This window comes from Gimesia panareensis, assembly GCF_007748155.1.
GTDB classification, from domain to species: Bacteria; Planctomycetota; Planctomycetia; order Planctomycetales; family Planctomycetaceae; genus Gimesia; species Gimesia panareensis.
Window position 1 is genome coordinate 656,941 of sequence record NZ_CP037421.1, and the last position, 20,268, is coordinate 677,208.

Consider the following 20,268-nt stretch of genomic DNA (forward strand, 5'->3'; position numbering starts at 1 on the left):
ACAGGTTTACCTGCCGGTCTTTCTATTATGACGAATTATGCCCGAACTGCCAGATTACAGTGGGAGACTCACGGGCTGATTCTGTTCGCAACTCCGAGCGACTGCTTCTGAAAACTCCATGTATTTGACGCCGGTGGCAAAATCCGTGAAGTGGACTACTTCTTCGCCGCGAATGGCACCGATGAATTCTGCTTCGACCCGCCAGCCGCCGGTCTCTTCCTGGGGGACCTGGATTTCTTTGAGCTTATCTTCTCCCATGTGACCCACGAAGATCTTTTCTTCGGGAGTGAATTCGACTTTGATTGTCCCCAGGCTGCCGTACAGGTGAATCTGCAGGCCGGGGCCAAACAGAATCGTTCCACTCAGGTGATAGATGGCATTTGCACCGCCCTGCAGTCGGGTCAGAATCTGCAGGCTGTCGGGGAGCGTGACTTCGGTATTGCCTGGAGCGGTGGCCGAGGGACGCACGGGTTCGAAAATGGAAGACTGAGCGAACACGCGTTCGGTGGGGGGAACCCAGCGGCTGAGCGTTTCGTGCAGAATTCCCATGGTGAGCATATTGTTGCCACTGATTTCCTTGTCGAGTCGCCAGGGCATTTTCTTGCTGTAATCCCAGAATGCGTCATCTGCACCCAGGACGATCACTTCCCGAAGTTCCCCCAGGTATTTATGAGAAATCAGCTTGATCACTTCATTGTTGTATTTCAGACCAAAGGGGCTGGGGACAATCTGTGCTATCAAATCGGGACGCGCCTGGGAGACCTTGAGCATTTTGCGTGCTTCTTCCAGGTTGCGTGCCATGCGGGCTTCGGTGAGCACGTGCTTGCCGGCTTCGAGGGCCATGCAGGCGATCTCACAGTGCAGGTTGGGCCAGGTGCCGATCACGACAGCGTCAATTTCCGGATCGTCGACCATTTCCTGCCAGTGGGAGTAGGTTTGTGGAATCCCATATTTCCGGGCCACTTTATCAGTAGAAGCGGGGGTTGAATTCACAACGCCTGCAATTTCGACGTCTTCAAGAGCCTGAAATCCCGGAATGTGTCGCGCTTTTGTATTTGCTCCTGCGCCAACAATTCCAATCCGGATCGTTTTTTTTCCCATTAGTTTACGTAGTCCCGATAGTCCAAGATGCATGTTTGCGATTGTGATCATTTCAGCCACCCGGATACGAAATTACCAGAGAGGTGGTCTGTTTCGACGTATCCGACGATTCTAACGAGCAGTTTTCAGGAGGACCATTCACACAAAACAAACAATTAGAGGTTCCCCAGATTCTCATTGGAAAATTGTTGTTTTGTGCCCGAATTAACACAAATTATGAGACGGGGTGTGTTCGCGTGTATATTATGCAGCCGCTCTGGAGGCGGTCTGGGCTCCGGTGTGGTTCAGAATGGCTTCTGCTGCCTGAGCGGAGGCGCCGGGAATCACCGTCTCATTGTAGAGGGAAGTGAGTTCTCCGCGGGCCCGTTCCAGGGCGAGGGGGTTGCCCAGCCAGTCCGCCAGAATCGTTGTCATTTGCGAGACAACTTTGTCCGAATTCCCGACAGAGGGGAATTCCGGCATGATTTCCCGCCCGGCGATCAGATTGGGAAGTGACATGAATTTGCAGGTAATCAGCACCTGCCCCAGGAAGTACATGCCCCAGTGGCTGCGATAAAGTACGACGGCCGGCGTTTTTCGGGCCAGCATTTCCAGGCTGACCGAACCAGAGACCATCAGGCAGCAGTCGGCGGCCTCGATAATTTCCGGAGTCAGTTTAAGATAGAGCTTCAGCGGTAAGTCCTCTGCCTGTTGTTCCCGAATGAAGTTCCGGCAGAGTTCCAGATGCTTTTCGCGATAACAGGCGACGGGGAAGATGGCTTCCGGGAACTGTTGTGAGAGACGGCGGATTGTCTGCAGCATGACGGGGAAGTTCCGCGTGACTTCATTGGTGCGGGAGCCGGGCAGAACTCCGACGATTTGTGGGGCAGACTGTTTGAGTTCGGTGAGCGTTGCCTGTTCCAGTTTGCGTGAGGCGACTTCATCGAAGAAGGGATGGCCGATGTAATCAACGTTGACGCCCCGGGACTCGTACCACTGTTTTTCAAACTGCAGTCCGGAGAGGATATAGTCAACGTTTTTGCGGACGCGGCGGATGCGCCAGGGAGCCCAGGCCCAGAGCTGGGGGGGCAGATAGTAGAAGACCGGGATGCCCAGGGCCTTGGCTTTTTTGGCGACCCACCAGTTAAAGCCGGGGAAATCGACGAGGACGACAGCATCCGGGCGTTCCTGTTCGAGGTATGCACCAACCTGGCGGATCAGTTGAATGAACTTGAAGATCAGAGGCAGGACATTGAGAATTCCCATCACCGCATAATCGGTCAGACGGACTTCCAGATGGCAGCCTGCTGCCTGCATCTCAGGACCGCCGAACGCGGAGAAACGCGTATCGGGGTGGCGGGCACGAATTTCTTCAATCAGGTGAGCGGTATGTTGATCACCACTGGGTTCGCCTACAGAAAAAAAGAGGTGCATCGCAGTATCCTTACCAGCGTGGGATGCGGTCCGTCGAGAATGCGTGAAACACCCGGTTTACAAACCGGGGATCTCAAAAACCTCATAACCTTAAGCCAAATAACAGTTTTTGGTCAAGGTCGATTTGAGTCGTTGCAGGGGAAACAGGATTCGGATCTAGAAATGCAAACAGCTCCCTGAGAATCATTCAGGGAGCTGTGATCTGTTTTGATGCCACGTGTTGCCGCGTTCGGTATATCCACGCGGGTCAGGCAGGCTTAGCCTTCAACAGCAGCGGGCTCGGTTTCTTCCGCTTCGACAATTTCCAGGCCAGGCACGGTGATCGATGTGATGCGAACCGTGGTGTATTTCTGGCGGTGACCTGTGTGCCGACGGGAATTCTTACGGCGACGGATCTTCTGAATTTCGAGCTTTTCCCCTTTGACTTCGGGCTCCACGACTTCGGCTTCTACCGAGGCGCCTTCAATCACGGGAGTACCGATGGAACTGGCGCCGCCACCGTTGGCGAGCAGAACGCTCTCAAAGGTGATCGAGTCGCCTTCATTTGCTGTAGCACGGTAGTCGATTGTCAGGGTGTCACCTTCCTGAATCGTATACTGATGGCTGCCATCTTCGATTACTACAAACATCCTCAAACCTTCTTTTTTCTTACACTTCGATCAAATAATTGCTGAAGTCGGATCTGTGAAGCAAACGGAATCCGAATCGTATTCAGAATCAAAAGCGCAATGCTAATGATATTATATAGTTAAACACATTTGCTATTGTGTTTTATTCCATCAGCCGAGCGGACCGGGCGCGGAACCCGTACCTCTCACACGCATAGCGAGCAGGGCATTGTAAAGAGTCACTTTTGAAATTTCGAGTCAGAACCGACTAGAAATTCACTTCATTTCCAATATCGTCATAACAACGTGCGGTTAGATGTTCTGGTTCGACATCTGTACGGGCGTTGATGACGATGGAGGTGCTTGAAGACTCCTCCAGGTTGTTGATGTCTTTGCGGCGTTTGTTATTCAGGTAATTCGCGACGTTTTCGTGTACATTCAGTACGATCCGCGAAATGTTTTTCTTGTTGCCGGTGGTCATCAGGGTCCGCATGACTTCAATGGCCATACTTTCGGCTGTTTTGACCTGGCCGGTTCCCCGGCAGGAGGGACAGTCCTCGTACATGCTTCTGCGGAGCGAGGGACGAATTCTCTGGCGGGTCATTTCAATCAGTCCGAAGGGACTGATGCGGAGCACTTTGGTACGGGCGCGGTCCCGTTTGACCAGTTCACGCAGTCGTCGTTCGACGGAGCGGCGGTGTTTTTCTTCCCGCATGTCGATGAAGTCGATCACGATCACTCCCCCGAGGTCGCGGAGGCGGATCTGGCGGCTGATTTCTTCGGCTGCTTTCATGTTGACTTTGAAAGCGGTTTTTTCCGCATTGTCGTCTGCGCGGTAGTTACCACTGTTGACATCAATTGCGACCAGGGCTTCGGTCTGGTCGATCACGATGGAACCGCCCCCTTTCATGGGAACGTGCCGATTCTGGATACTGCAGATTTCATCATCCAGTTTGCTGTTGTAGAAAATCGGATCACTGCCGGTGTAGTGTTTGATGCGATTAACGTGCTTAGGCAGGACGACTTTCATAAAGTCACGTGCCCGCTGATATGCCGTGGCTTCGTCGATGTAGAGCGTATCAATTTCGCCGTTGTAGATGTCGCGAATCGTGCGGATCATCATGTCACTCTCGGAGTAGATCTCGACGGGGGCCTGCAGTTTTTTGATGCGGCCTACAATTGTTCCCCAGAGTCGAAGCAGGTAATTCAAGTCGCGTTTCAGATCATCTGCCGAGCGATCGATGCCTGCGGTACGGACGATGAACCCCAGTCCGGGAGGGGGAGCGAGCTGAGTCAGGATGGTACGCAGCTGGCGGCGGACATCTTCATCCGCAATTTTACGGCTGATGCCGACACGCTGCAGTCCGGGCATGATCACCAGGTAGCGGCCGGGGATACTGATGTAGGTGGAGAGGGTGGGGCCTTTGTTGCCGATCCCTTCCTTGATGACCTGGACCAGGACTTCGCTGCCGCGTTTCAGGATTTCCTGGATCGGCGGTTTATTGGCGACGCTCCGTTCGTTGATCCGGCGGCCTTTGGAATTTCTGCCGCGGGCGGCTTTGTTTTCACCGTTTTCTGTAATATGTCTGTAGTACTGGTATTCGATATCGCTGACATGCAGAAAGCCGTTGCGGCCGACTCCAAAATCAACGAATGCGGCCTGAATACTAGGCTCGATATTGACCACTTTTCCCTTGTAGATGTTACCTACCAGGTTTTCGAGGCTGTTGCGCTCGACATACAGTTCTTCGAGGACACCATCTTCAACGATGGCGATTCGACTCTCCTCCGGCTGGAGGACATTAATCAGCATTTCCTTTTTCATGGAATACCCTTTGTCGTGTAACACGACGAATGCAGTATTCCTCAGCAGTCACTGAAGAGACGGACTTTCCACGCAGAGAAAAAGACCCTGTCATGGGGGTGTCGGCCAGTTGTCTGCCATGGAGATCAGAGATCCCGGGGCAGGCAGTTCCCATGAAGCGTGACCGGGCGTCGAGAACAGAACTGTTTCGACAGGCATGCCTGATGAGAGTCTGGTGCGGGCGACTGTTGAGTCGAATCGTTTCCTGAACGCAGTCAGCAGGAGAGGATGCTCCCGGGGATGCTGTGACGGCTCTGGTATGGCTGACAGTCGAGTTCCCGCGTGGCGAACAGAGCTGAAGAAAGTCTGTTTTTCTGGCGGGTGACTGTGGCGGAGCAGAGGTCGTCCCAGCGGAAGCGGGAGCTGCCTGTTGACTCTGAAAGCGTGATGTGAAAGCGGCAGCATATCCCCGCAAGGCGGCCTGAGCCGTCTTCAAAATAACTTGTTCTGAAGGATCGGGGGGGTAGTTCATACTGCTGTCACTGATGTGAAAGGACTGTTTGCAGGAACTCAGACAGGCTGCCTTCAGAAGGCGAGCTCTGTATTCGGGAGTTGCTTTCAGTCTGATTCACACGTTGTTGCTTTCGAGGCCGGGAAATGATTGTGTCATGCATTTCGTCTTGATTGAATTTGGTTCTTACTCAATCCACTCACCACCGAGGTGTAGTGGATGGCAACGGGCTGATGTTTTTGAAAATGATTTCAGTCCGCTGCAAAATGTAAACGTAAAATCGATGTTGCAGAATGCTGTGATAATTCACCGCGGTCTGCACTTCTGATTGTCCTGTTGTTTTCAGCAGAGGTCGCTTTGTTTAAGCGCTTACAAAGGGAGTTCTTCATCAAACAGGTCAGGACAGATTTTGTACAATTCTCCTCTTAAATAACTTTCAACGTCACGGGCTACATCGATGGTCATCGCGTGTGCGGCGATTTCTTCAGCTCGTGCGATTGTCAGGTGTCTGATTACTTCTTTCACTTCCGGGATGGCCAGTGGTGTGGCACTGATCTGCCGGATGCCCAGGCCTGCCAGCAGCGGGATCGATTTCAGATCTGAGCTCATTTGCCCACAGACAGTCACCGGTATGTTTTTTTTGCGAGCCGCCCCAACCACCATCTTGATGAGCCTTAAAATCGAAGGATCAGCGGAGTTATAGAGCGACGAGACGGCTGGATCGGACCGATCCACTGCCAGAGTATACTGAATTAAATCATTTGTCCCAATGGAGAAAAAGTCAACTTCCTCAGCAAATTCTTCTGCCAGCAGTGCAGCGGCGGGGACTTCCACCATCATTCCTATCGGAATATTCGGGTTGAAATCCACACCCCGTTCTTCCAGATCTTCCAGTACGTCGCCGACAATCATCTTGGCCTGCCGCCATTCGAGCAGGGTTGAGATGAGGGGGAACATGATGCGGACATCGCCATGCACGGCTGCCCTGAAGATGGCCCGAAGCTGTGTTTTAAAGAGGGGCAGGTCCCGCAGGCTGAGACGGACGCTGCGGAGTCCCAGGGCCGGGTTCATGCCTTCTTTAGCCAGATGCCGGTATCCGCGGGGGATTTTGTCTGCACCGAGGTCGAGGGTGCGGATCACAATCGGGCGGTTCTGGGCGGCCTGGACGACGCGACAGTACGCGTCGTAGTGGACCTCTTCAGTTGGTTCGGTATTCGACTGGAGGTACAGGAATTCGGTGCGATACAGGCCAATTCCGTCCGCACCCCGTTCGGTACAGTGTTCGACTTCGTTGGGGAATTCAATGTTCCCCATGACGTGGATCCGGGTGCCGTCTTTGGTTTCGGAGCGGATTTTCCGGCGTGATGCCAGCCGGGCTGCCATCGAACGCTGGCGTTCACCAGTATCCTTGTATCGGGCGAGGGTTTCTTCATCGGGATCGATGATGATTTCGCCGTTATTGCCGTCAACGATGACCATGTCGCCGCCTGACACATCGGACAGGAATTCACCCAGGCCGACCACGGCGGGGATTTCCAGGGCTCCGGCCAGGATCGAGGTGTGGCTGGTGCGTCCTCCGACTTCGGTGGCAAACCCAAGCACGTATTCCTTGGCAAGACCGGCGGTCTCACTGGGAGTCAGGTTATTGGCGAGGACGACGATCGGCGTGGTCAGGTTGGAGAGTTCTTCCCGCTTCTCGCCGAGCAGCTGTTTCAGCAGCCGCTTTTCCAGATCGATGATGTCGCTGGCCCGTTCCGCCAGGTAGTTATCTCCCAGGTGCTGGACGAGCTTCGTATAGCGTCTGAAAACCCGGCTGGAAGCATGCTCGGGAGAATAGCATTTGTCTTTGATCAGCGTCTCGATCTCTTCCCGCAGCCGGGGAGAGCTGACCATCTGCAGGTGTGCTGCGAAAATGGCGCCATACTGTTCTCCCAGTTTGTCGGAGGCGAGGCGTTCATTTTCGGCGATTTCTTCGCAGACCGCATCCAGAGCAGACCGCAGGCGGGCGATCTCGGTTTCGATCACATTGACACTGACGAATTGCCGTGGTATGCGAAAGTCCTCCGCCCCCAGAATCAGAGCGGGGCCGAAATTTACTCCCGGAGAAACTGCAATTCCACGTTTTACAAGCATTCAATCAGGGCCTACTATGGCGCTTTTAACAGACAGGCAACCCGGTGGCGTGCACCTGGTCGGTGTGTGCGGGGGTTATTCAGACAGATCAGAGACTTCTTCAAACTTCTTATATCCTGATTCAAAAAACTGCACGATTTCTTCCATGAGTTTGCTGGCATCGTCTCCGACTGCTTCCAGGACCAGTTCGGTTTCGGGCAAAGCCTGCAGCTCCAGCAGGTCATAAACTTCCCGGGCGTTGGCAGATCGATCTCCGTTGGAAATTTTAAAGTCGCAAGTGTAGTCGCGGGAAATCCTGACAATTTCTGAAATGGGACGCAAATGCAGTCCCTGTTTCATTTTGACAGTCACAATCTGGCGGCAAACAGATTCTTGCATGGCACTTTTGATAACTACAGAAGCTGGCCGAAAACAGATGCAGGTTCGCTGGGAAGCTGTTGTTTTCAGTGAGGTTTTGTAATTACCCCTTTCCTGTTAGTTTGATCAATCAGGAGTACAGCGAAGCGTGTACCCCTCAGACAGTCATCAACTCAACTCAGCAGGAAGTGTCAGTTTCATTTGAACAGGGCGAACCCTGACAATCAGGTTAATCCAGTTGATTGCTGTCTGCTTCATTGAGCAATTCAACAATATCCTCAACATTTTTGGATTGGCGGAGAAACTTACAGAAGTTCTGATTTCGCAAGTGACGAGAAATATTTTCCAGACCACGTAAGTGATCTCCTGGTCGATCCAGGGGTGAGATCAGCAAAAACAGAATATAAACATCTTCTCCGTCCAGACTGGCAAAATCGACCCCATCTGAAGAGAGGGCCACAGCGGCTGTCAGGTTTTCGACTGAAGAGTGTTTGGTGTGTGGGACTGCAACGCCATTACCAATTCCGGTGGATCCCAGTTCTTCACGTTTGAGGATCGCAGATACGATGCCTTCTTCGTCTTCTGCTGAGATACTGCCAGCATTTTTGAGGCTGGCGACCATGGTACGGATTGCTTCTTCTTTCGTTGTTACATTCAATTCCGGAATAATGGCTTCCGAAACCACGAAGTCTGTTAACTTCATGTATTCTTTCCTTCTAACTACATCTGCAAAAAAGTCGGTGTTTGCGCCCTTCACGCGGCTGGCGAATGGTGCGCAAGACATGGTTGTTAAATTGCGGCAGCCCGGAAAATGGTACTCTGGCCCTCAGACGGCGGGCTGCTCACACGATAATCTATTGTAGGTGGTTATGTTTCATTCCTCAGCAAAAAACAGACTGAGGTCGAGAAATTATTCAGATTCGGCTTCGGCTTCCGCTTCAGATTCTGCAAGCCCGTTCTCGGCGATTTCATTTATGGGAATATCGCGGCGGTGATCCTGAATCTTCTGTTTATATTTTTTAATCTGCTGCTCCATCTTGCTTAAAGCGGCGTGGAAGTTTGGCTTAACCTCATCCCCTTCTGCATGCGCAACAAAATTGTGTTTGTGTTCTGCATCAACAAGAATTTCGACCCGGTTCTGATTTTCTCCCTGGTCGATTGTGATCTGGATTGCAGTTACCCGCTCAAAGTAAGTCAGTAACTTTTCAGACTTTTCAGTTATATATTCACGTAGACCATCCGAGACGCTACCATGACGACAAGTAATCGCAACTTGCACGGAAAATACTCCTGTTAAAAAAACTACCCACGCTGTGTGTACTAATGTGAGTTTGTCTGGGTTCAGCAATAGATGATGCTAACAGATTCTAGCTGGCCAGGTCCAGATATACCAGTCACTAAATCTCAAGCTGGGGGTGCAAACTTCAGGACCTTTTCCTTGCGTGCAGGTTCGGATATGATTTCAATAGATCTGAATGAGTTGCTGGATGTCCATTCGGCATTTCAGGGTGGGATTTTGCCCTGTTTTCTGGAATATGGCGTGGACTGTAGCCGGGCGGTGATCTGATGGCCAGTGCGTCTGCTGGCAACTTCTTTATTTATAGTCCCAATCTTGAGGTAACCTGGTAGCAATGCCTACTTATGTTTACGAAGTGGTAAACCCGGATGGTTCGGCAGGAGAGCGGTTCGAAGTCATTCAGCGGATGAGTGAACCGGCATTGACGAAGCATCCCGAAACGGGAGAGCCTGTACGGAGAGTGATCACGGCTGCCAATATTTCCGGGAAGTGGTCCGACGCTGAGGCCAAACGGACCCTGAACGATGATAAACGTCTGGGAGAGCTGGGCTTTACCAAATACGTAAAATCGTCGAGTGGGAAGTACGAGAAGCGGGCCGGCGATGGACCGGACCTGATTTCTGCCGATTAGCTGATGAGGAGAACTTCTGGTGATGAAACTGCAGTGTGTGTCGTTGTTGCTGGTGGGGATGCTGGTAGTTGGTCTCAGTTCCAGTGCCCGGGCTGAATCCAAGCCGGAGCAGACTTCCTATCACAATACCCGCTGCGAAGGGGTTTACCCGCATCATTTACAGGGGGTTTGTGTCGATGGCCGGGGTAATATCTTCTGGAGCTTCACGACTCAACTGGTGAAAACGAATGCAGCCGGTAAGGTACTGATCAAGATCCCGGTGGGAAATCATCATGGCGACCTGTGTCACGTCGCTGGAAAAGTTTATGTGGCTGTGAATTTTGGCGATTTCAACAACGCCAAAGGCAAAGCCGATTCCTGGGTTTATGTGTACGATGCGGAAAAGCTGCTGCTGATTGGCAAGCACAAGGCCCCCGAGGTCATCTACGGTGCAGGGGGAATTGCCCACCATGGCGGAAAATTTCTGGTGGTGGGGGGGCTGCCCAAAGGTTTCAAAGAGAACTACCTCTATGAATATGACCAGAACCTGAAATTTGTCAAAAAGCATGTCCTGAAGAGTGGCTATACGCTGTTGGGAATTCAGACGGCCACGTTTGCGGATCAGCAGTGGTGGTTTGGCTGTTATGGGTCTGAACTGCTCAAGGCGGATGCCAATTTTCAGTTCCAGGCTAAATTTCCCCTCGACTGTGCACTGGGAGTCGAGCGCATCTCGGACCAGTTATTACTGATTGCCCGTGATACGGTTAAAGACAAGCAACACATTGGCGAAGTTCTGCTGGCGAAACCGAGTGAAAAACAGGGTTTCATTCTCGAAAAGAAATGAAACCCGGCTTCTTTCCTTTAGAATTCAGCAGGTCAACTCATCTGCATCAGCGGTTGCCGCCGCCCCCCTGCAGATTGGAAGCGGCCAGTCCGAACAGAGCTCCTTCGAGCAGGTGTTTCTCGATAAAGGCGCCAATGGCTTCCGATTTGGTGTATTGCAGAATGATATAGTCACCGGGCTGGATCAGCACACGCTGGCTGGGATCGCGCACCGCCTGGTAGAGATCCACCTTGATGGGCAGCTGGGTTCCGTTGGGCAGTTGTCTAAGGATGATCGCATTACTGGCGCTGATCGTCACATCCTGGTTCAAAGCGGAAGGACCGCCTGTAGATTTGCTGCGGTTGGAACTGCGTCCCCCCTGGGCGATAGAGATTGCTCCCAGTACATCGAGATCGTAATCGCGGGGGAGTGTGTATTGTCCGCCTCCCAGCAGTCCGCCGGTGTAGAAGATTTCTGTATCACGCGATTCGATGAATACTACATCACCATCATGCAGGATGATATCATCACGGGTCAGGTGGACCTGTTCACCCGGGCTGAGTCGGATGGGAATTTTGACAATCCCGGGGCGCTGCATGGTGGAGTCATTAATCATGGACGGGGCGGGAAAGTCACCCTCGTAATAATTATTACCCTCGAAGGAATACAGAGGCTGGCCCACCTGAAACGCGGTGTCGGAAGGCAGCTGTGTTGCAGGAGGCAGCGGTGTATAGGAATCAGATACCTGTCTGATTTTCTGATTCGTACTGGATTCACGTGAGGTGTGAGAACCGGTCTGGACCGGAGGCGGGCAGATCGACGGGTTCATCTTATTTGCTCCGCCGCGGATAATGTAGATGGAGTTTTCTGCATCGAGTCCGGGCAGCCCCCCGGTTTCCGCGAGGGCGTGCAGTACATCGTTGCTGTAAGCAGGCAGGTTGATGACCCGTCCGGTACCCCGTTTCGAGCGACCAACATTCAGGTTACCGACTGTGGTGCCAACCAGATCGTTGGCGTTTTCCTGCCGAATGACCAACACCCGATACGAACGTGGTCTCTGCAGGCTGATCAGGATCCGGTCCCGGCCTTCGCGGAGAATATCTTTTTCCGTGGTGTATTTCTGTCGAATGGTCTCTTCCAGCTGGGTCAGCGTGAGCCCCCGCGCAAACACGGAGCCGATCAGCGGGAGAGAAATCGTGCCATCCTCCCGAATGGGAATGGGGTAACCGAGTGAAGGAGGAACTTCCTGAGTTTGAGGGAAATGCACCGGTGGAACTTCTTTGAACTGTCCCAGAACGCCTTCAATGTAAACGCCCAGTACGTCGCCGGAATCGAGTAGATAATGCTTGGGGGCCGGTTGACGGAGGAGTGAGAGGTCGATGGTTTCCTTCCCGGAACGAACTTCGCCTTTATATTCATTTGGCAGATACTGTGCGGGCACGCCTTTGAGGGGATGAATGGCGGCACAGCCATTGATGACCAGCAGCATTACCAGTGCGCATCCGAATTGTCCCAGTCGGATGAAACCTGGTTGATGAAAGATCAACATTCTGATCGAACCTTTACATTCGATAGTTGCCATGTTGTGTCGTGCCATTCTGTGGTTCATTTCTGCTGTGAATTTTGTAGAGACAGGAACCATTGCCTGTCCCGCTACCAGACGCGTCCGGAATTACCGGAAGGGATAATCCTCTATGACAGAACTTTGATGCAAACGCTGTCCGCCGATTTGATTGATGTTTCTTCGGGTTTCCAATTGAGGCTCTGTCCCGGGCAAAGGCGTATAGGGATACGACTGCAGGGAATAAGGACTCGGTGGAGGATCATCGTTGATATACGCTGGTGATGCCGGTTCCTGGAGCCGATGGTAATTCTGTTTCGCACCCGGTTTGGGCAGTGGTGTATGTTGTGCTTTAAACGAAGGCTTGGGGGCAGTAACGGGGGGCCTGGGTTTAATTTTGGGCTGTGGAATCAGGGGTCGCGGTTGCGGCTGCCGGGTTTTCTCAGGAGCCACCTGCAGCGGAGGAGGCTGGGGCAGGTGCTTCTGTGGAACTGTTTTTAAGGGAGTCCGTGGTGCAGCAGCCGGTGGAGGAGGCAGCGTGGTCTCGGGTTTCCGGAGCGAGGGAGTTGCCGCTGGTGCTGGTGCCGGCTGTGACTGGAATGGTGCTTCACTGGGAGAGGCCTCTTGAGGGTAGACGACATTCCCGTCCCAGGGTTCTGTAACAGGCTGTTCCCAGCCAGCCAGAGAGTAGGGGGTCGCGATTCTGTTGTAATCGTAACGTCCATCGGCCCGGGCATGCTCAGAGCCCAGCTTGTAGCCGGTGAACCAATCCTGCACTTCCATATAACCTTCGGGGGTTCGATAGTGAGCAGCCCAGTATTCTTCCGGAGGCACGGGAGGTACTACCCCTGATTCTCCGAGAGCAATGTCGATGTAAGCCTCCTGGTAACCTTTGCGAAAGGCTTTGGAAGGTTTGTCTTTGCAATTACAGGCCATCGTTTTGAGTGACTCTCTGGCACATTTTCTGGCGGCATATTTGACAAAATATTTGTCCAGATCAGTCTGATAGCCGTCCAGTGACCAGTAAGGTTTGGGGGAACATTTATCGTGATGAAACAGGAGGCATTTTTTGACACGACACGAGACCGAAGGGCATGACTCTCCTTCCCCGCAGCTGTTATGAGCACAGCCTGACAGCCCCGCCAGAGCGAAAAGCAAAAGCAGGTAAAAAGACCAGAGTCGTTCTGATTTCGACAAGTGGAATTGAGTCATGTTGTTTCGTAATCTGGAATCCACAAATAGACCACCGTGCGCAGACTGAGTGTTTAGCGATACGGTTGATTTATCGGATACGGATTCTCGGACTGTGTACGGTTTTTCCAGTCTTGACGATTATCCGGGGGTGCAGGACAGATAAAATCGTTGGAAGTTCAAGATTTGACGCAGAGTATGCGACCGGAAAAGACAGGCTGCTTTGCCTGGCTTACCAGGGGCGGGGGTGCAGATGGCAGGGGCCGGCAGAATCTGCCGATCGAACAGGGGATTGATCAATCAGCAACGAAATAATCTTTGAGCAGTCGAAATACACGTGTAGCCCGCTGCTGGAAGACGTCGGGTTGTTTGATCCAGCCCAGGGGTGTCATTCTAATCATGACTTCCACCCGTGGTGTCGCGTGCCGCGAAGCAGAAGTGGATTTTTTGGTGGCATTGTCGAAGACCAGTTCTACTTCGATCGGGCGGCGGTCATCCGTTTTTCCCCAGAAAGGAAGCAGGCCGGCTTTGCCCAACCGCATGACGGCACGATTCGGATTGACTTCCGTGAGTCGGGCGTCGTTATCGTTGACGAAGCCACCCAGTTTGTAGACAACAATGTCTGAGGAGATGAGTGCGCTGAAGGAACTCTCGAATACCATTTTACCCACATTGGGTTGTGCAGGTTCAACGATGTCCGGTGCCGCGCCTGACATCTGCTCATCACAGGTCAACGAACAGACCCGGTTGCGTCCAGTCTCTTTCGCCTGGTAGAGAGCATTGTCTGCGCGATGGAACAGACTTTCCAGCGAATCACCGGGTTCGAGCTGGGCCACGCCGAATGAGGCGGTGATCCGATTGTTGTTGAGGTTGTCCAGTTTGAGATTGTTGACCGCCAGTCGCAGGCGCTCTGCCTTCAGCCGGGCATGGTCCAGGTCGGTTTCAGGGCAGAGAATGACAAATTCCTCTCCGCCATAGCGGCCGACCAGTTCTCCGGAATAGGTCTCATGCTGAAACAGCCGGGCCAGTTCAATGAGAACTTCATCACCGACAGCATGCCCGTAAGTGTCATTGATGTTCTTAAAGTGATCGGCGTCAATAAAGATGATGCTCAGGGGAGCGGCATTCTGATTCTGACTGGCCTGATTGAGCAGGATGGCTAACTGGGTTTCCAGTTCACCCCGATTGGCAACAGAGGTGAGTGCATCCTGGCTGGCAGCCATTTTCAGTTCGTTGAACTCCTGGGGACGCTTCAGACTTCGCGACAGATCGCGGAAGATTTCTGCTACGCCGACCAGACGGCCATCTTCCCCGAACATAGGGACAGACTGGACCTCAATCTGAATCAGCCGGCCATCAGGTCTCTTCAACATCAGTTCCGTCGTCATGGACTTGCCGCTGGCGATCACCCGGTTCATGGTATGTTCGGAAGAAGCGAGGCTGGTTCCTTCCTGATTGGTAATCGGCAGGCTGTGATTCGTCCAGGCGGTTTCCAGAATATCAAAGGCACGAATCTCGGTCAGTTGTTCCAGTCCCGGACTGAACAGCACGAACTGAAAGTCCGCGTTGACGATATAGAAACCGTCATAGAGACTTTCAATCTGAAACAGGTAGGAGAAAATATTGCTGATCAGATTGGCTTCCGAGATTTCCTGTTCGGTGAGCGGTTTGGGCTGAAAATTCTGATTGACTTCCTGGATCGCCTCGTGGAATGTGTCCCGTTCTGTCTGTTCCCAGCGAGAGAGGGCGCAGATGATATTGCCATCAAACTGGGTGCCGGCTGCTCCCATGAGGATGGACATGATTTCTTCGTGTTTCTTCCCGGCCCGGTAAACCTGGTCTGTGGCCAGCGAGTCGTAAGCGTCGGCGATTGCCAGGATGCGGGCGCCCTGATGGACATCGCTGCCGATACACTGATAGCCGTTGGTCGCGCCACTGAAGTGGAAGCGGGTTTGCGAGAGAATCGTCAGAACTTCATGATCGGTGCGACAGGCCTGCAGAACATCGAGGCCAATATGGTGGTAGTGCGACATCAGTTCAATTTCATCTGATGTCAGCTTACCCGGTTTGAAGATGATATGGTCGGGGACGCCAATTTTACCGATGTCGTGCAGGAGTGCTGCGACTTCGAGGCGTTTGAGATGAATGCCTTCCCAGCCCAGGTTGGTGGCAATCCCTTTTGCCAGAAACGCGACCCGACGGCAGTGGCTGAGAGTGGCCGCATCCCGGGCCTGCAGAGCTGTCAGTAGTTTACGCAGGTGTTTGCGGCAGATGACCTGATCGATTTCGTCCGCGTGCCGGGTTTCCAGCGCGATTTCATCCGATTCGGCAGAGAATGCGATCAGTTCCCTGAGGATCTGTGAAGAGCCCATATTATAGCTTCCATGCACAGACTGTTGCTGCTGTGGCACAGTTTGACTGGTTGCTATCTGGGGACTGTTCATCGGAAAACCTTGACGGGAAAACAATTCGAAGCCGACACCGCTCGAATTGATATGGCGTTAATTCATATCTGTATGGTCTTTAACCAGATCGCTGTTTGAATCAGATCTGTTTTCAACTTGAAGCGATCTCTGGATTTACATGTATTCAAATGGAACTGATTCAGATGGATTGGTCTGTTTTCAAAACAAAACGTTCATCCTGAAGGATGGCAATGCGTCTGAATGACTACGCTAAAGCTAGGTCGCGTGGAGAGGATGTCAAATTGCAACATGGGTGTGTTTGGCTGGATCGTTGTTCAAGCAGAAGTGATAGTCAGAGTAGATCAGTCGGGATCGAGACAGGGGTTAAGCCGATCGGATCAGATGTGAGGGTTACGCGGGCACTGGTTTAACAGTAAGCCTGAAAAAACAGTCGACTACTGATTGAAGGCGATTGTCACTTTAGTGGCCCGTGACTGGACTACGTTTCCCAGCGATTCATATTCGTCCTGGGGAATGCGTTCTGCCGGACCGGTGATGGTGAAGGCTGCGATGGCAATGCCGTTGTGATCCAGAATGGGAGCTGCCACACAACGAATGCCGGTGAGGCCTTCTTCGTGATCGACGGCATAACCGCGTTTGCGGATCAGGTCCAGTTCATTGAGAAACGCGCGTTTCGAAGTAATCGTGTGTGGGGTGAACCGTTTGAAATGGATGCGGTTGACCAGGTCTTCTCGTTCGTTTTCCGGAAGGAAAGCAGCGATGGCTTTACCGGGAGCACAACTGTAGCAGGGCGCCCGGGCGCCGATCTCGGCGGAATATTTAAACGGGTGCCGCGACAGCAGCTGTTCGAGAATGACGAGCTCTGTGTCAATCAGACAGCAGAGTTGTGTCGTCTCGCCGGTCAGGTCGCGTAACTCCCGCATGGGGCCGATGGCACATTCCGACAGCGGGCGATCCTGCACGCTGGGGGGGATTAACTGCAGGAAGCGATTGGTCAGGTAGTATTTTTTCGAAGCGATGTCACGAGAGAGATAGCCCATCTCTTCGAGTGCTTTCCCAATCCGCAACAGGGACGCCTGGGGGACAGAGAGTTCCTCACTGAGTTCGCTGAGTGTGCAACCGTGCGAGTGCTTTGCCAGATACTCTAACAGGGCAATGCCCCGCTGCAGACTGGGAGAGGCGGCTGCAGCCGATTTCTGATTTTGTTTGGGAGCGCGCATTGTTGTTGACTTCATATATGAAATAGGTTTCAATAGTGAAATATCTTAAAGGGGCCAGACTGAGGTGTCAAGCGCTTTGAGATCGTTTTAAAATTGATGTGACTGAATCAAAACACTCCTTTCGAACGGCAGCAGAAAGCAGCTTCAACATGCACGCAGGCGAGAAAGTATGGGTGGCGCTCGCGTTGTTCCTCGCGTTGGCTATTCCGGGACTCAGCAGGGCAGACGAGCTTTTTGAGAACCCGGAGCGGGTGCAGACGGACTTTGACCGCGCGATCGCACCGTTGATTGCCGGCCGTTGTCTGGACTGCCATGCGGGCCTCGATCCGAAAGGGGGCCTGGATCTCTCCCGCCGTGCCTCGACTTTTCAGGGTGGCGAGACCGGAGGGGCAGTGGAAGCAGGTAAGCCGGACGAGAGTCTGCTCTGGCAGTACATTGAATCGGATGCGATGCCGCCCGAACATCCGCTGAGTGACAAAGAGAAACAGCTGTTTCGACGCTGGATTACAGCCGGAGCCCCCTGGGGCACCGATCCCATTGACGCCTTCAGTAAGACAACGGAAAAGCGGGCCGGTTATGACTGGTGGTCGTTACAGCCTCTGAAAAAGCCACGCGTGCCTGAAGTTCAAGATCCAAAGGGACTCTGGGGTAAGAATCCCATCGATGCGTTTGTTTTGCAGCGACTGAAAGAACATGGTCTCCAGCCCCGTGCCCCCGCGGATCGTCGCGCATTGATTCGGCGTCTGTATTACTCCGTCATCGGGCTGCCTCCAGAACCGGAGGAAGTGGAAGCCTTCGTACAAGACAAGTCACCGGATGCGTATGAGAAACTGGTCGATCGTCTGCTCGCTTCACCACATTATGGAGAGCACTGGGCGCGGCACTGGCTGGATGTGGTCCGGTTTGGAGAGAGCAACGGATTCGAACGGGATCAGCCGCGCGAGAATGCCTGGCATTACCGCAACTGGGTGATTCGCGCATTAAATGAGGATCTGCCTTACGATCAGTTTGTGCGTCAGCAACTGGCCGGCGATCTGCTGGAGCCGGACGATCCCGGCGCAGTCAAGGCGACTGGCTTTCTAGTCGCAGGTCCCCATGATGTGGTGATTCCCCAGAGCAAGCTGATGCGGGCCACCATGAAGCAGGATGAACTGGAAGATATTGTCGGCGTGACCGCGCAGACGTTTCTCGGGTTAACGGTGAACTGTGCCCGCTGCCACGATCATAAATTCGATCCGATCAGCCAGCAGGAATATTATCAGTTTGCGGCCGCCCTCTCGGGTGTGGCGCATGGAGAGCGGAATCTGCCCGATCCCGCATACGAGAAAGCACAACGCGATCTGGTACAGCGGGAAAAAACACTGCGGGACGTGCAGGGGCAGTTGTTCCAACTGGAAGCGCTGGCCCGACAACGTGTGCTGGCGTCGCGAAAGCAGCAGGGGAATGCAGATGAAGCGCTGCTGATTTCCTCGCCGATTGCTGCCTGGGATTTTCGTAGAGGGACCGATGACCTGGTGAGAGGTTTACGGGGAATACTGCAGGGGTCAGCGAAACAAACACCAGATGGGCTGGTGCTGGATGGGAACCGTTCCTTCCTGAAAACCGAACCCCTGTCAGCAGACCTGGGAACCAAGACGCTGGAAGCCTGGGTGAAACTTTCGGATCTGCAGCAGCGTGGTGGTGGCGTGTTGAGTGTGCAGACCACCGACGGAAATATTTTTGATGCGATCGTGTTTGCAGAACAGCAGCCAGGACACTGGCTGGCGGGCAGCGATCATTTTAACCGCACGAAATCGTTTCAGGGACCGCCGGAAAAAACAGCTTCGGAGAAAGAGGTGCAGATCGCCATCGTGTATGCGGCCGATGGGACAATCACAGCGTATCGCAACGGGACCGCCTACGGGAGCAGTTACCGGTCACGGGGGCTGCAGTCATTTCCGTCCGGTAAAACTCAAGTCCTGTTTGGTTTGCGGCATGGTTCACCCGGGGGGAATCGTCTGCTGAAAGGGGTGATCAGCCAGGCGCGACTCTATGATCGGGCCTTGACGCCGGAAGAGATCCGGGCATCCGCCCAGTGGGGAGGCGTATTCTTTTCTGAAGCAGAACTGCAGGCAGCGATGACTGAGGGGCAACAGAAAGAGCGGCAGACGTTGCGCTCGCAGCGAGCGGAGCTGCAGGCAGAGATCAAACAACTGCAGGCGGTGCAGCCGACGAAAGTTTACGCGGCTCTGTCCCGTGATCCGGGAGTGTCGCATCTGCTCAGGCGGGGAAGTGTGGCCGCACCGGCGGGCGTGGTACAGCCGGGAGGCCTGCAGGCAATTCGCGGCCTGGAGGGTGATTTGAAGCTGGCCCCCGAAAGTTCTGATCGCGATCGTCGCCTGCGGTTCGCCCGGTGGGTGACGGATGCGCAAAATCCGCTGTTTGCGAGAGTGATCGTGAATCGGATCTGGCATTATCACTTCGGACAGGGTCTGGTAAATACACCCAATGATTTCGGCTTTAACGGCGGACGCTGCAGTCATCCCGAACTGCTGGATTGGCTGGCCATTCAATTGAAAGAGAACAACTGGAGTCTGAAAGCTCTGCAGCGAGAGATTCTGCTTTCGGCAACCTTCCGTCAGTCCTCAGAGGTCGACCTTGAGGCAATGAAAGTCGATGCCGATAACCGGTGGTTGTGGCGGAAGAGTCCACAGCGGATTGAAGCGGAATCGATTCGCGATTCGATTCTGAAGGTGGCAGGGAAGTTGAATTCCGAAGTCGGGGGACGTGGTTACCAGGACGTCAAATCGTATTTCTTCAAGGGAACGCAGTTCTACGAACCGTTGGATCCAGTGGGAGACGAATTTAACCGCAGGTCGATTTATCGCTTTTCCGCTCGCGGGGGACGTCATCCGCTGCTGGAGACGTTCGACTGTCCCGATCCCTCCACGACGACTCCCGACCGGGCGTCTACAACGACGCCGCTACAGGCGCTGTCGTTGATGAATGATTCATTTGTGTTGCGGATGTCAGATCGACTGGCCGCGCGGGTGAAAGAGCGATCTGGCAATGACCCGAAGCAGCAGGTGGAAGAATTGTTTCTGCTGGTCTATCAGCGTCCTCCGTGTCCGGAGGAAGCAGCGGTGTCGCGAGAGTTTGTTTCGCAACATGGATTGTCCGCCTTGTGCCGCGTGTTGTTGAACAGTAACGAATTTTTATATGTGAATTGAGCAC

The 20,268-nt window shown here is 53.3% G+C and carries 15 protein-coding genes; 3 read left to right on the top strand and 12 right to left on the bottom strand.

The window, feature by feature from the left end; all coding sequences use genetic code 11:
- Nucleotides 1–54: 54 nt before the first annotated feature.
- The 8 genes from Enr10x_RS02530 to hpf form a co-directional block, all read right to left on the bottom strand.
- Nucleotides 55–1,101 carry a Gfo/Idh/MocA family protein gene (locus tag Enr10x_RS02530; RefSeq protein ID WP_145103698.1) on the bottom strand — a complete coding sequence of 349 codons (1,047 nt, stop codon included), beginning with the start codon at nucleotides 1,099–1,101 and terminating at the stop codon, nucleotides 55–57.
- A 243-nt stretch (nucleotides 1,102–1,344) separates the two neighbouring features.
- Nucleotides 1,345–2,514, bottom strand: a complete 1,170-nt coding sequence (gene lpxB / locus Enr10x_RS02535; RefSeq protein WP_145103700.1) for a lipid-A-disaccharide synthase — start codon at nucleotides 2,512–2,514, stop codon at nucleotides 1,345–1,347.
- 257 nt (nucleotides 2,515–2,771) lie between these two features.
- Nucleotides 2,772–3,143 (bottom strand): 50S ribosomal protein L21, encoded by a 372-nt coding sequence (gene rplU, locus Enr10x_RS02540; RefSeq protein ID WP_145103702.1) that lies wholly within the window; start codon nucleotides 3,141–3,143, stop codon nucleotides 2,772–2,774.
- A gap of 247 nt (nucleotides 3,144–3,390) precedes the next feature.
- Nucleotides 3,391–4,947 (bottom strand): Rne/Rng family ribonuclease, encoded by a 1,557-nt coding sequence (locus tag Enr10x_RS02545; RefSeq protein ID WP_145103704.1) that lies wholly within the window; start codon nucleotides 4,945–4,947, stop codon nucleotides 3,391–3,393.
- Nucleotides 4,948–5,806: 859 nt separating this feature from the next.
- Complete coding sequence (gene ptsP, locus Enr10x_RS02550; RefSeq protein ID WP_145103706.1) at nucleotides 5,807–7,570, bottom strand: phosphoenolpyruvate--protein phosphotransferase; 1,764 nt, start codon at nucleotides 7,568–7,570, stop codon at nucleotides 5,807–5,809.
- Between the two features lie 75 nt (nucleotides 7,571–7,645).
- On the bottom strand, nucleotides 7,646–7,948 hold the full coding sequence (locus Enr10x_RS02555) for an HPr family phosphocarrier protein (RefSeq protein ID WP_145103708.1): 303 nt from the start codon (nucleotides 7,946–7,948) through the stop codon (nucleotides 7,646–7,648).
- Between the two features lie 208 nt (nucleotides 7,949–8,156).
- The gene (locus Enr10x_RS02560; protein WP_145116095.1) at nucleotides 8,157–8,630 is read right to left on the bottom strand and encodes a PTS sugar transporter subunit IIA; all 474 of its coding nucleotides are present in this window, start codon (nucleotides 8,628–8,630) and stop codon (nucleotides 8,157–8,159) included.
- A 207-nt stretch (nucleotides 8,631–8,837) separates the two neighbouring features.
- The gene (gene hpf / locus Enr10x_RS02565; RefSeq protein WP_145103710.1) at nucleotides 8,838–9,206 is read right to left on the bottom strand and encodes a ribosome hibernation-promoting factor, HPF/YfiA family; all 369 of its coding nucleotides are present in this window, start codon (nucleotides 9,204–9,206) and stop codon (nucleotides 8,838–8,840) included.
- Between the two features lie 352 nt (nucleotides 9,207–9,558).
- Here hpf and Enr10x_RS02570 point away from each other — a divergent pair, with 352 nt between their 5' ends.
- Both Enr10x_RS02570 and Enr10x_RS02575 read left to right on the top strand, forming a co-directional pair.
- The gene (locus Enr10x_RS02570) at nucleotides 9,559–9,855 is read left to right on the top strand and encodes an FmdB family zinc ribbon protein (RefSeq protein WP_145103712.1); all 297 of its coding nucleotides are present in this window, start codon (nucleotides 9,559–9,561) and stop codon (nucleotides 9,853–9,855) included.
- Between the two features lie 22 nt (nucleotides 9,856–9,877).
- Entirely contained in the window at nucleotides 9,878–10,678 is an 801-nt protein-coding gene (locus Enr10x_RS02575; protein ID WP_145103714.1) for a hypothetical protein, read from the top strand.
- A 46-nt stretch (nucleotides 10,679–10,724) separates the two neighbouring features.
- Here the strand turns inward: Enr10x_RS02575 and Enr10x_RS02580 are convergent, their stop codons facing one another.
- The 4 genes from Enr10x_RS02580 to Enr10x_RS02595 all read right to left on the bottom strand — a co-directional run bounded on the left by Enr10x_RS02580 (nucleotide 10,725) and on the right by Enr10x_RS02595 (nucleotide 17,055).
- The gene (locus Enr10x_RS02580; protein ID WP_390621348.1) at nucleotides 10,725–12,146 is read right to left on the bottom strand and encodes a polysaccharide biosynthesis/export family protein; all 1,422 of its coding nucleotides are present in this window, start codon (nucleotides 12,144–12,146) and stop codon (nucleotides 10,725–10,727) included.
- A gap of 183 nt (nucleotides 12,147–12,329) precedes the next feature.
- Nucleotides 12,330–13,430 (bottom strand): hypothetical protein, encoded by a 1,101-nt coding sequence (locus Enr10x_RS02585; protein WP_145448062.1) that lies wholly within the window; start codon nucleotides 13,428–13,430, stop codon nucleotides 12,330–12,332.
- Nucleotides 13,431–13,705: 275 nt separating this feature from the next.
- Entirely contained in the window at nucleotides 13,706–15,781 is a 2,076-nt protein-coding gene (locus Enr10x_RS02590; RefSeq protein ID WP_197997460.1) for a diguanylate cyclase, read from the bottom strand.
- 488 nt (nucleotides 15,782–16,269) lie between these two features.
- A complete protein-coding gene (locus tag Enr10x_RS02595; protein WP_145448064.1) occupies nucleotides 16,270–17,055 on the bottom strand; it encodes an IclR family transcriptional regulator in 786 nt (261 codons plus the stop codon).
- 149 nt (nucleotides 17,056–17,204) lie between these two features.
- Between Enr10x_RS02595 and Enr10x_RS02600 the strand changes: the two genes are divergently transcribed.
- Nucleotides 17,205–20,264, top strand: coding sequence for a DUF1553 domain-containing protein (locus tag Enr10x_RS02600; RefSeq protein WP_145448065.1), 3,060 nt, complete (start codon nucleotides 17,205–17,207; stop codon nucleotides 20,262–20,264).
- Nucleotides 20,265–20,268: the final 4 nt, after the last annotated feature.